At 61.1% G+C, this 11715-nt stretch carries 12 protein-coding genes; 10 read left to right on the top strand and 2 right to left on the bottom strand.

The genetic code is table 11. The features are described from left to right. Positions 1-535 precede the first annotated feature (535 nt). Positions 536-1612 (top strand): AI-2E family transporter, encoded by a 1077-nt coding sequence (locus tag HNQ83_RS27205; protein WP_175391942.1) that lies wholly within the window; start codon positions 536-538, stop codon positions 1610-1612. Positions 1613-1682: 70 nt separating this feature from the next. Next, on the top strand, positions 1683-2147 hold the full coding sequence (locus HNQ83_RS27200) for a MaoC family dehydratase (protein ID WP_175391941.1): 465 nt from the start codon (positions 1683-1685) through the stop codon (positions 2145-2147). Between the two features lie 4 nt (positions 2148-2151). Here the strand turns inward: HNQ83_RS27200 and HNQ83_RS27195 are convergent, their stop codons facing one another. After that, a complete protein-coding gene (locus tag HNQ83_RS27195; RefSeq protein WP_175391940.1) occupies positions 2152-3006 on the bottom strand; it encodes a LysR family transcriptional regulator in 855 nt (284 codons plus the stop codon). Between the two features lie 146 nt (positions 3007-3152). On the opposite strand from HNQ83_RS27195, the gene HNQ83_RS27190 reads away from it, so the two are divergent. Further along, the gene (locus HNQ83_RS27190) at positions 3153-4097 is read left to right on the top strand and encodes a DMT family transporter (protein ID WP_175391939.1); all 945 of its coding nucleotides are present in this window, start codon (positions 3153-3155) and stop codon (positions 4095-4097) included. A gap of 3 nt (positions 4098-4100) precedes the next feature. On the opposite strand, the gene HNQ83_RS27185 is transcribed toward HNQ83_RS27190, so the two are convergent. Then, the gene (locus HNQ83_RS27185) at positions 4101-4748 is read right to left on the bottom strand and encodes an MliC family protein (protein ID WP_175391938.1); all 648 of its coding nucleotides are present in this window, start codon (positions 4746-4748) and stop codon (positions 4101-4103) included. 306 nt (positions 4749-5054) lie between these two features. On the opposite strand from HNQ83_RS27185, the gene HNQ83_RS27180 reads away from it, so the two are divergent. From HNQ83_RS27180 to HNQ83_RS27150, 7 genes are all read left to right on the top strand, one after another. Next, positions 5055-6035, top strand: a complete 981-nt coding sequence (locus HNQ83_RS27180; protein ID WP_175391937.1) for a quinone oxidoreductase — start codon at positions 5055-5057, stop codon at positions 6033-6035. Between the two features lie 14 nt (positions 6036-6049). Further along, the gene (locus HNQ83_RS27175; RefSeq protein ID WP_175391936.1) at positions 6050-6898 is read left to right on the top strand and encodes a TauD/TfdA family dioxygenase; all 849 of its coding nucleotides are present in this window, start codon (positions 6050-6052) and stop codon (positions 6896-6898) included. An 85-nt stretch (positions 6899-6983) separates the two neighbouring features. Beyond that, positions 6984-8036 carry a 3-keto-5-aminohexanoate cleavage protein gene (locus HNQ83_RS27170; RefSeq protein WP_175391935.1) on the top strand — a complete coding sequence of 351 codons (1053 nt, stop codon included), beginning with the start codon at positions 6984-6986 and terminating at the stop codon, positions 8034-8036. A gap of 91 nt (positions 8037-8127) precedes the next feature. Beyond that, positions 8128-9453 carry an MFS transporter gene (locus tag HNQ83_RS27165; RefSeq protein WP_175391934.1) on the top strand — a complete coding sequence of 442 codons (1326 nt, stop codon included), beginning with the start codon at positions 8128-8130 and terminating at the stop codon, positions 9451-9453. Further along, complete coding sequence (locus tag HNQ83_RS27160) at positions 9450-10112, top strand: DsbA family protein (protein ID WP_175391933.1); 663 nt, start codon at positions 9450-9452, stop codon at positions 10110-10112. Before HNQ83_RS27165 ends, HNQ83_RS27160 begins: the two co-directional genes overlap by 4 nt. Beyond that, positions 10109-10435: a Rieske 2Fe-2S domain-containing protein gene (locus HNQ83_RS27155; protein ID WP_175391932.1), complete on the top strand. Its 327-nt coding sequence runs from the start codon at positions 10109-10111 to the stop codon at positions 10433-10435. The genes HNQ83_RS27160 and HNQ83_RS27155 overlap by 4 nt, the downstream gene beginning before the upstream one ends. Continuing rightward, positions 10432-11442 carry a YeiH family protein gene (locus HNQ83_RS27150; RefSeq protein ID WP_175391931.1) on the top strand — a complete coding sequence of 337 codons (1011 nt, stop codon included), beginning with the start codon at positions 10432-10434 and terminating at the stop codon, positions 11440-11442. The genes HNQ83_RS27155 and HNQ83_RS27150 overlap by 4 nt, the downstream gene beginning before the upstream one ends. The last annotated feature ends 273 nt before the right edge of the window (positions 11443-11715 follow it).

Below are 11715 nucleotides of genomic sequence, written 5' to 3'. Positions count from 1 at the left end.
GGCTAACCCGGCATCCATGCCGGGTTGCCCACTGCGCAGAACCTCCACTCGGCCTTCCGACGGGGCAGATCAAGATCAAAAGCAAAAGCGAGGCGGCCTGACAGCCGACCTGGCTTTTGCAGATGTGCCCCAATCCACTGTGGGAGCGAGCCTGCTCGCGAAGGGGCCGGCACAAACAACATTGATGTTGGCTGACACGACGCCTTCGCGAGCAGGCTCGCTCCCACAGTTGGATCGCAGATAGACCCGCAACCAGGTCGGCTGTTAGGCCGCCTCGCTTTTGCTTTTGATCTTGTTCGGTCCCTGTAGGAGCGAGCTTGCTCGCGATGGAGGTCAACGATAACGCGGGCTGTCCGAATGAACGCGTTGCCTGGACGTTTTTCGCGAGCAGGCTCGCTCCTGCGGGCGTTTCCAAGTAACCAACCGTAAGGGCGGAACCATTACATCACCTCACCATCACCCTCCAAATCCCAATCAACGTCTATGCTGGGCAAACCAACTCCCAATCTTCGCAGCGACCTGCCAGGAGATATCAATGGTACCCAGTCCTCTTTCAGAGAAGGCCTTGTCCCGCGGGTTGCTCGATGTCCTGATCCGCGCCGGGCTAATCACCGTTCTGGTGCTGTTTTGCTTCGAGATCTTCAGTCCGTTCCGCGACCTGATGCTGTGGTCACTGATCCTGGCCATCACCCTCTACCCGTTGCAGCAAAAACTCATGGGGCCGCTGGGGCAGAAGGAAGGGCGCATCGCCACGCTGATCGTGCTGGTGTCCGTCGTGATCCTCATGGTCCCGATCTACCTGTTGGGCACCTCGATCGCCGATTCGGTCGAGAGCGCCATGACCATCGTCCAGAACGAAGGCTTTCATATTCCGCCACCGAACGAGTCCGTCGCCAGCTGGCCGCTGATTGGCAAGCCGCTGTCGGCCTTCTGGTTGCAGGCGGCCACTGATCTTCCCGGCCTGACGGCCAAGTACATACCGCAAATCAAAGGCGTCAGCCTGACCTTGCTGGGCAAGCTGGCCGGCGTCGGCATGGGTTTTCTGACCTTTATCTTCGCGCTGATCATCGCCGGGATCTTCATGGCCTACGGTGAAGCCGGCAGCCGCGCTGCGGTGCAGATCGCAGAGCGAATCAGTGGTCCGGAGAGAGGGTCGAAAATCGCCGCACTCTGCACCGCAACGATTCGCGCGGTGGCACTCGGCGTGGTCGGCATCGCTTTCATTCAGATGCTGCTGGTGGGGTTGGGCTTTGTGTTCAAGGGCGTCCCCGGTGCCGGGCTGCTGGCACTGGCGGTGTTGCTATTGGGCATCATGCAACTGCCGGTGACCCTGATCACGCTGCCGGTGATTGCTTACGTATTCGCCACCGAAGGCGCCAGCACAGCGACCATCGTGTTTGCCGTCTACGTCTTTGTCTCCGGGCTGGTGGACAACGTACTCAAGCCGTTGCTACTGGGGCGCGGCGTCGATGTGCCGATGCCGGTGGTGTTGATCGGCGCTCTGGGCGGCATGGTCACCAGCGGCATCATCGGTTTGTTCATCGGCCCGGTGGTGCTTGCGGTCGGCTATCAGTTGTTCTGGCAGTGGGTGGAAGACCGGCCGCCGGCGTAGGGCGCGCCATTCTCCATCACCCGCAGTATCATGAACTGACGGATTGGCGACGCCTGAAGAGGGTTGAATCATGACCGTTCATTCATGGGAAAAGCTTTATCTCGATGACCTGCACCAGGGGCAGGTGTTTGAAAGCGACACCCTGCGTGTCGACCGCCACGCAATGCTGGCGTTCGCTCAACAGTTCGATCCGCAACCCTTTCATCTCGACCCCGATGCCGCCAGCCTGAGCCTGTTCGGCGGGCTGGCGGCCAGCGGCTGGAATACCGCGGCGCTGACCATGAAGCTGCTGGTGGGGAGTGTGCCGCTGGCCGATGGCATCATTGGCCTGGGCATCGAGTTGAGTTGGCCGACCCCGACCTATCCGGATGATGAGTTGCGGCTGACGACGACCGTGCAAGCCATCGATCCGTCCGCCTCCAAGCCGGACCGTGGCGTGGTGACCGTGCTGATGGAAACGCGCAATCAGAACGACAAAGTGGTCCAGCGGGCCACCGGCAAGCTGCTGGTGTTCAGGACGCCTCCGCCGGATTGAGCGGTCATGCCGTGATGGATTCGAAGCAGGACACCAGAAAACCCATCACTGCCTGTACGGATGGAATGTGCCGTATGTCGTTGTGCACCAGTAGCCAGACATCACGCGTCAGTCGCGGACCTTCGGCCTGCGCCTCAAGCAGGCTATAACGCTCGGCCAGGAAGGAGGGCAGCGCCGCGATACCGGATCCGGCCTGCACGAAAATGGCCTGGATGTTCAAATCATTGCTGCGCAACAGGATCGGTCGATCGCCCGCCTGTTCCTTGAGCCACACTTGCTGCGGACTTTGATCGAGGCTCTCGTCGTAGGCGACAAACACCCGGTCCTGCGGCGCCGTGTTGGCCAGGTAATCCCGAGAACCATAGAGCGCAAACGACACCGTCGCGATTTTGCGCACCACCAGGTCGGGCTCCTTGGGCCGGCTCAGGCGCACGGCAATATCGGCTTCGCGCCGCGACAGTGAGGCACTGCCCAGGCTGCCGATCAACTGCAGTGACAGCAGCGGGTATTTCTCGCGCAGAAGCTTGATACGAGGTGCGATCAGGGCACAGGCCATCGCGGGCGGGGCGCTGACGGTAACTTCGGCGGCATAGCTTTCCTGACCGGTTTGCGCCGTTCGCTGCACCGCGAAAGACTCGGCTTCCATGCGCTGTCCCGACTGAGCGATACGCTCGCCGTCCAGGGTGAGGACGTACGAACGAGGACGCCTGTCCACCAACTTCAAGTTCAGCGCGCTTTCCAGGGCTCCGATGCGCCTGGCCACCGTGGCATGGTCGACGTTCAGTTTGCGGGCCGCCGCCGACAGCGATTGCTCCTGGGCGAAGACGATGAAAAAGCGCAAATCCTCCCAGTCGAACATGGGCGTTTTCTCACATATAAGGTGAACAAACAGGGAATTTTTCCCCATCAACAAGCCTGCAAGAATAATTCAACACCTGATGGGCAGGTGGGAAGAATTCGGCGGTTTTACGGGTATTCGCCGACCCGATTGATGAGGAACACGCCATGATCCAATCAACGAAGCTCGCGTACGCCGGCATCCTCGGCGCCACGTTTTTCTGGGGCACCAACTTCAACGCAGGCGCCTACATCATCAAGCAGATGGCACCGCTGAGTGCTTCCATTGAACGCTTTGCCATCTCCACCCTGATACTGCTGGTGATATTCGGTCTGCTCGGAAAATTGCGCTTGAGTGTGCTGCGCAACAACCTGCTGGCCTTCATCGGCCTGGGTCTGCTCGGATTCACCGGGTTCAGCGTGGCGACGTTCTTTGGCCTGCAAACCACCACACCCATCAACGGCGCACTGATCCTGGCGACCACGCCGTTGTGGACCATGATCCTTGCCGTGCTGCTGGAAGGCGAGCGGATTGATCGCGGTCGCGCCATCGGGTTGGTGCTGGGGTTGCTGGGTGTCGGCCTGGTCATCACCCGTGGCGATATCCAGGTGCTGCTTGGGCTGAAAGTGGTCAGTGGTGACGCGATGATTCTCGCCGGCAGCATGGCCTGGGCGGCGAACATGGTCGGTACCCGGCGGTTCGTCAAAGACTCGACCCCTCTGGAAACCACCAGTTTTTCCATGTTGTTCGGTGTCATGGGCCTGACCGTGCTCGGTTTCATGTATGAAGACCCGATCGCCAGCATCCGCCACGCTTCGCTGGCGGTGCATGAAGCCGTGATTTACCTGGCGATTGGCGGGTCTGTGGTTGCCTACTTGCTGTGGTTCAAAGGCATCCATGTCATCGGCGCCGCACGGACGTCGATTTTCTTCAACCTGGCGCCGGTGTTCACCATGCTGGTGTCTTCGTTGATGGGCGTGCTGCCGAATGTTTGGCAAGTGTTCGGCGCCGGCGGTGTGATCCTTGGCGTGCTGTTCGCTTCGGGAATGGTATTCGGCTCGGTCAAGTCCACAGCGACGATGGCCGCGCAATGCCAGGACAACGCGGCATGAACATCAACCGACCGGCTCGGCCTTGCAGCTCATGGCATTTGATCCCGGCTTCTGAAAAAAAACATCGCTGCCGCTTTGCCAGAAGCTGTAGTTGCCCTGGTAATCCTTGCCCGTGTACCGGGCGCCAGTATCACTCGACACCTGGATCAGGGTGATCGAAGCGTTCGCCCATTTCAGGTAGACGACGCCAGGTTGCGTGGTGAAGAAGGTGGCCCCCAGCAACGCATTCAACCCGGCACAGCGAAAGGCCAGGGGACCTTCGGTGAGTCTGTCGGGGTCCCGGGTTCTCACAATCGCCGAACCCTGGCGCAACTGGAATGCACGCTGGGCATAACTGCCGATGGTGCACGTCCTGGGCTCGGGATCGGAAGCGCACTGGTTACGGGCATCGATCCAGAACTGCTGGTCGATCATGACTTTGTCCGGCAGCGGCACTGAATGTTCATCGGTGAGCGCCAGTCGATAGAGACGAAACAGTTCGAGATCCATCTGCGCCAGTTGCGAGTCGCGGCAGATCAGTTTTTCAACCGATGCCGTGGCCTGGTTGCAGTCGAAGCTGGTCTTGAAGGATGCCGCATTGGCATAGGCACTCGTCGCCACGCACAGGCTGGCAACCAGTATGTCGGTGAAAAAGGCCGCGACCGTTTTCATTGTTGGCTTCACCCAGATCATTACGTGATGCCCGGATTGACGTGGAAGGTATCGCTGCGTCGAACAGACAGGCGTTCGCATAGGGTGTAGGCAGTGTAAGCCAGCGCTCAAAAGTTGCCACATCGCCTGACGGCTGGGTGACAGGGGAAGGCGGTTGACTTGTCTCGCGGACGGGGCGAAGCGGCTGTCATGAAATGAAAAGTCATTGTCGTCTGATGAGAAGCGATCCTCAGGCGTGCGACCTACAGTCCAATCAGCGCAATTCGATGCTGCCCGCCAACAATTGAGACTGGAGAATAAGAAAACATGGCCAAAGCCGTCCGCTTCTACGAAACCGGTGGTCCCGAAGTCCTTCGCTATGAAGACATCGAGGTCGGCGACCCCGGACCCGGTCAGGTTCGGCTGCGTCACGTGGCGGTCGGCTTGAACTATGCCGACACCTATTTCCGCAATGGCACCTACGCGATTCCGCTGGCCAACGGCATGGGCGTCGAAGCCGCCGGTGTGGTCCAGGCTGTCGGCGAAGGGGTGACCAATGTGCAGGTGGGCGATCGCGTTACCTACACCGGTTTTCTCAATACCCTGGGTGCCTACAGCACCGAGCGCCTGATTCCCGCCGCGCCGCTGATCAAGCTGCCGGAAACCATCAGTTTCGAAACGGCTGCCGCCATGACCATGCGCGGGCTGACGTCCTCGTACCTGATGCGCCGCATTTACGACTTCAAGCCAGGCGACAGCATTTTGCTGCATGCCGCCGCCGGTGGTGTCGGCCTGATCGTTTCGCAATGGGCCAAGCTGTTGGGCCTGACGGTCATCGGTACGGTGTCCACCGAAGCCAAGGGCGAAATCGCCCGGGCCCATGGCTGCGAACACGTCATCAATTACAGCCATGAAGATGTCGCCCAGCGCGTTCGCGAACTGACTGACGGCGTCGGCGTCAACGTGGTGTTCGACAGCGTCGGCAAAAACACCTTCGCGGGTTCGCTGGATTCGCTCAAGCGTCGCGGCCTGATGGTCTGCGTGGGAACCGCGTCCGGCCCGATCCCGGCCTTCGATCCGGTCATGCTGGCCATGAAAGGCTCGCTGTTCCTGACCCGTCCGGCGCTGGCCGATTACATCGCCGATCCTGCGGAAAAAGCCGCGCTGGCCGGCGAGCTGTTCGACCATGTCGGCAGCGGTCGGATCAAGATCGAGATCAACCAGCACTACGCTTTGCAGGACGCCGTACAGGCCCACCGTGACCTGGAATCGCGCAAGACCACCGGCTCATCGATTTTCGTCATTTAAGGGAGCTGCCTGCCGTGAAAGTCGAACAATTGACCTGCCATATCGGCGCGGAACTGATCGGCGTCAACCTGGCCGACGCCATCCATGACGACGGTCTGTTTGCCGAGATCCGTGCCCAGTTGCTGACCCATCGCGTGGTGTTCCTGCGCGACCAGGACATCAGTCGCGCCGAGCACGTGGCCTTCGCCCGGCGCTTCGGCGAGCTGGAAGATCACCCGGTGGCCGGCAGTGATCCGGATCATCCGGGCCTGGTACAGATCTACAAGAAGCCGGACCAGCCGATGGACCGCTACGAAAACGCCTGGCACACCGACGCCACCTGGCGCGAGGCGCCGCCGATGGGCTGCGTGTTGCGTTGCGTGGAGTGCCCGCCGGTCGGGGGCGACACCATGTGGGCGAACATGGTCGAAGCCTACGCAAACCTGCCCGATGACGTGAAGGTGAAGATCGCCGACCTGCGCGCCCGGCACAGTATCGAAGCGAGTTTCGGCGCGGCCATGCCGATCGAAAAACGCCTGGCGCTCAAAGCCATGTACCCCGATGCCGAGCACCCGGTGGTGCGTACCCACCCGGAAACCGGTGAGAAGGTGCTGTTCGTCAACGCGTTTACCACCCATTTCAGCAACTACCACACCCCGGAGCGGGTGCGTTATGGCCAGGACGCCAACCCGGGTGCGAGCGAACTGCTGCGCTACCTGATCAGCCAGGCGTACATCCCCGAGTATCAGGTGCGCTGGCGCTGGAAGCCCAACAGCATTGCCATCTGGGACAACCGCAGTACCCAGCATTACGCCGTCATGGATTACCCCGCGTGCCATCGCAAGATGGAGCGTGCCGGGATCATCGGCGACAAGACTTACTGATCGACCCCTCTGCATTCGCACTCAGACAGCCCCCCGCCGGGAACAGACCCGGCTGGGCGCACAATCATAAGAACAGGAGTAACTCATGCAATTCTTCGACGATTCCCTGCACCCGGAAAACATGGAAAAGGTGGTCATCACCGTCGCTCCATACGGTCCTGAATGGATGCCGGAAGACTTCCCGGAAGACATCCCGCTGACCATGGACGAGCAAGTCCAGAAAGCGGTCGACTGCTACGAGGCCGGCGCCACCGTTTTGCACCTGCACGTGCGTGAGCTGGACGGCAAGGGTTCCAAGCGCCTGTCCAAGTTCAACGAACTGATCGCCGGTGTGCGTGAAGCCGTGCCGGACATGATCATCCAGGTCGGCGGCTCGATTTCCTTCGCCCCTGAAAGCGAAGGTGAAGCGGCCAAATGGCTGTCGGACGATACCCGTCACATGCTGGCCGAGCTGACGCCAAAGCCGGATCAGGTCACGGTGGCGATCAACACCACCCAGATGAACATCATGGAGCTGCTGTATCCGGAGTACCTCAAGGGCACTTCCCTGGATAACCCGCTGGTTCATGCCGCCTACAGTGAAATGACCGTGCCGGCCGGACCTGCCTGGGTCGCCGAGCACCTCCAGCGCCTGATGGACAACAACATCCAGCCGCACTTCCAGCTGACCGGCATGCACGCCCTGGAAACCCTGGAGCGCCTGGTTCGCCGTGGTGTCTACATGGGCCCGCTGAACCTGACCTGGATCGGCATCGGCGGCGGTTTCGACGGCCCCAACCCGTTCAACTTCTTCAACTTCATCCACCGCGTGCCGAACGGTTGCACCCTGACCTCCGAGTCGCTGCTCAAAAACGTCATGCCGCTCAACACCATGTCGATGGCCATGGGGCTGCACCCGCGTGTGGGCAACGAAGACACTATTATTGATCACAAGGGCGATCGTTTCGGCTCGGTCGATCAGATCAAGCAAACCGTGCGCATCGCCCACGAACTGGGTCGCGAAATCGCCACCGGCAAAGAAGCCCGTGAGATCTATCGCATCGGTGTGAAGTACAACAGCATCGAAGAAACCCTGTTGGCCAACGGCATGGCCCCCAACCGCAAGGCTGGGCAGAAGGGTGTGCCGCAGCGCGGCTGACCGCTGGTAAGGGCGGGAGGTCGATGATCTCTCGCCCGTGGTACGTCAAGAACGCTCGATAACAACAAAAACAACGTTTCGAGGAGGCTGCATGGCCTTTCACCCAATTGCCGACGATGACGACGGTACGGTCAGCGTCGCGCGCAGCTACGCCTGGATCGTCTTCGCCCTGACGTTCGGTCTGCTGATTTCCGATTACATGTCCCGTCAGGTGCTCAACGCCGTATTCCCGCTGCTCAAGGGCGAATGGGCGCTGAGCGACGGTCAGCTCGGTTTGCTCAGCGGTATCGTCGCCTTGATGGTCGGCTTGCTGACCTTTCCGCTGTCGTTGATGGCGGACCGTTTCGGCCGGGTCAAGAGCCTGGCACTGATGGCGATGCTCTGGAGCCTGGCGACCCTGGGCTGCGCGCTGGCGCAGGATTACCAGCAGATGTTCATCGCCCGGTTCATGGTCGGAGTGGGTGAAGCGGCGTACGGCAGCGTCGGAATCGCGGTGGTGATTTCGGTGTTTCCCAAACATATGCGGGCAACACTGGCCAGTGCGTTCATGGCCGGCGGCATGTTCGGCTCGGTGCTGGGCATGGCCCTGGGCGGCGCCATCGCCGCCAAGCTCGGCTGGCGCTGGTCGTTCGCCGGCATGGCGCTGTTCGGCCTGTTGCTGGCGGTGCTGTATCCACTCATCGTCAAGGAAGCGCGCATCGCGCCGAAACGTGTGGTCAATGCCCTTGGGCAGGCCAGCGCCAAGGTCAAGCAGCCACTGCGTACGCTGATTTCCAGCCCTTCGGTGATCGCCACCTACATTGGCAGCGGCTTGCAACTGTTTGTCGGTGGCACGGTGATTGTGTGGATGCCCAGCTATTTGAATCGCTACTACGAAATGGGCACGGACAAGGCCGGGGGGCTCGCGGCGATCATCGTGCTGTGCAGCGGTGCGGGCATGATCCTGTGCGGCATGCTCAGTGATCGCATGTGTCGCCACGTACCTGAGCGCAAGGTGGCCCTGGCCATCGCGTATTGCCTGGGCAGCTGCCTGTTGCTGTCGGCGGCGTTCGCCCTGCAGGCGGGACCGGTGCAACTGGTGTTGATCTGCCTGGGGATGCTGATTGCCGCTGGCACCACGGGACCGGCCGGGGCCATGGTTGCCAACCTGACCCACTACTCGGTGCACGGTACGGCCTTTGCCACCCTGACCCTGGCCAACAACATGCTTGGGTTGGCCCCGGGGCCGTTCATCACCGGCAAGGTGTCCGACCTGATCGGCCTGCATGCCGCGTTTCAACTGGTGCCTCTGGTCAGCCTCGGCGCGGCGGCCGTGTTCTTTTATGCCAAGTGCCATTACCACAAAGATATTGCCCGGCTTAAGGGTCAGCACCTGTCTGAGCCCGTTAGCGAAGCAGGGTTAGAGGTGAAGTTGTGAGCAGTCGTTTACGTATAGATGTGTTTTTCGATTTCATCTGCCCCTGGTGCCTGATTGGCAAGCGCCAGCTGGAACAGGCCCAGGCGTTGTTGCGCAGCCGGTGCCCGGACGTGGAGTTCACCACGGTGTGGCACGGGGTGCAGCTGTTGCCTGACTTGCCGGTCCAGGGTGAGCCCTTCATGGATTTCTATCGCAAGCGTCTGGGCAACGCCGATGCCGTGCAGATGCGCCAGGCCCAGGTCAAACAGGCTGCCCTGGCGGTAGGCGAAACCATCGACTTCAGCGGCATTGTCACGATGCCCAATACCGCCGATGCCCATCGCCTGCTGGAGCGGGTCAGCGTGCTGGGCAATCGCCGGCAGCGTGACGCCTTGATCGAACGCCTGTTCGCCGCGTACTTCCAGCTCGGTGAAGATCTGGGTTGCCGCGAGACATTGTTGTCCATCGCGCAATCCTGCGGTTTCGAGGCGGGTTTCGTCGCCGATTGCCTGCTTGGCGATGGTGAGCCATTTGTCGGCAGCCCCGGCGCTACCGGTGGCGTGCCCTGTTTTCAGTTCGACCGGCGAGTGACCGTCGTGGGTGCGCATCCTGCCGAGAAGCTGTTTGGCGTCATGTACGAAGCCTTGCTCGAACGCATCGGCGAGCGAGAACCCGCATGAGCCTGCGTGTACGCGTGCCTGCCGGAAAACTCCCGCAGGTCGGGGGCCGTGCGCTCTTCGAGTTCGATGACAAGAGCATCGCGCTGTTCAACGTCGAGGGTGAACTGTATGCCATCGACGACAGCTGCCCGCACCAGGGCGCCTCGCTATGCGGCGGCCGCCTCGATGGCCGGGTGATTCAGTGCTGTGCCCACGGGCTGCGTTTCAATCTGGCCAGCGGCTATTTGCTCAACTCCAAAACATTCAAGGTCGCCAACTACCCGGTCGAGGTCATTGGCGATCAGACATTCCTTGTCATCGCTACCGAGGAGGTCGCGCCATGAGCGCCATCGCTCTGACCCGCATCCACAGCCGCACGCGCGAATTGGCGCCGGGGTTTATTGTCAGCCTGATCGTCGCGGCGGCCGCGACCTTCCTCTCGGAGCACTACGGCGCTCCGGTCATGTTGTTCGCCCTGTTGCTTGGCATGGCGCTGAACTTCCTGGCTGGCGAAGGCTCCTGCAAGGCCGGTATCGAATTCACCGCACGCACCGTGTTGCGCATCGGCGTGGCGCTGCTGGGCATGCGCATTACCCTGGAACAGATCGCCGCGCTGGGCTGGAAGCCTTTTGCGCTGGTGGTGATTCTGGTGGTGGTGACCATCAGTGTCTCGGTGATCGCGGCCAAGGCACTGGGCTTCCAGCGCCTGTTCGGCATGCTCACCGGGGGCGCCACCGCGATTTGCGGGGCTTCGGCGGCGCTGGCGCTGGCGGCGGCGTTGCCCAACCATCCGCAAAAAGAACGCGCCACACTGTTCACCGTGATCGGGGTCTCGGCGCTGTCGACCCTGGCGATGATCGTCTATCCGATGATTGCCAACTGGCTGTCGTTGTCGCCGCAAGTGGCCGGGGTATTCCTGGGCGCCACCATTCACGATGTCGCGCAGGTGGTCGGTGCTGGCTACAGCATGTCCACCGAAACGGGTGATACAGCCACGGTGGTCAAACTGATGCGGGTGGCCATGTTGCTGCCGGTAATCGTCTGCGCCGCCATGATTACCCGCCTGCAAGGTGCGGACTCAACGGGCAAGCGGCCGCCGCTGTTGCCGTGGTTCGCGGTGGGCTTCCTGTTGTTGGCCTGCATCAACAGCACCGGCTGGATCGCCCCGGCAGTGCAGGGTTCGGTCAATGAACTGTCACGCTGGTGCCTGGTGGTGTCCATCAGTGCCCTGGGCATGAAAACCCAACTCAAGGAACTGGCGACTGTGGGCATCAAACCCATCCTGTTGATGGTGGGGGAGACAGTATTCCTGGTGGTGTTGGTGCTGCTGTTGTTGCGCTGGGGGATGTAGGCGGGCACCGCATTCTTGATGGCAGGGCTGCATGACGTCTCCTCCTAGGCGTCATGCAGCTGACGACCGGTGCCACAGCACCGGTATTTTTCGGCGACTGTACCAGCAGTCGCCGTTTTTTTTATCCCCACCATCCCCTGTGGGAGCGGTAGTACAAGGGTCAGGACTTGCCAGCGATAGTGGCGGGTCAGGCACCGTCAGTGTTGTTTGGACTGACGCCTTCGCTGGCAAGCCAGCTCCCACAGGGATTGGGTACGCCCACAAATGCCAGGT

It is taken from the genome of Pseudomonas sp. C2B4 (genome assembly GCF_013359695.1).
Lineage (GTDB): Bacteria > Pseudomonadota > Gammaproteobacteria > Pseudomonadales > Pseudomonadaceae > Aquipseudomonas.
This window is presented reverse-complemented; position numbering and strand designations above follow the sequence as displayed.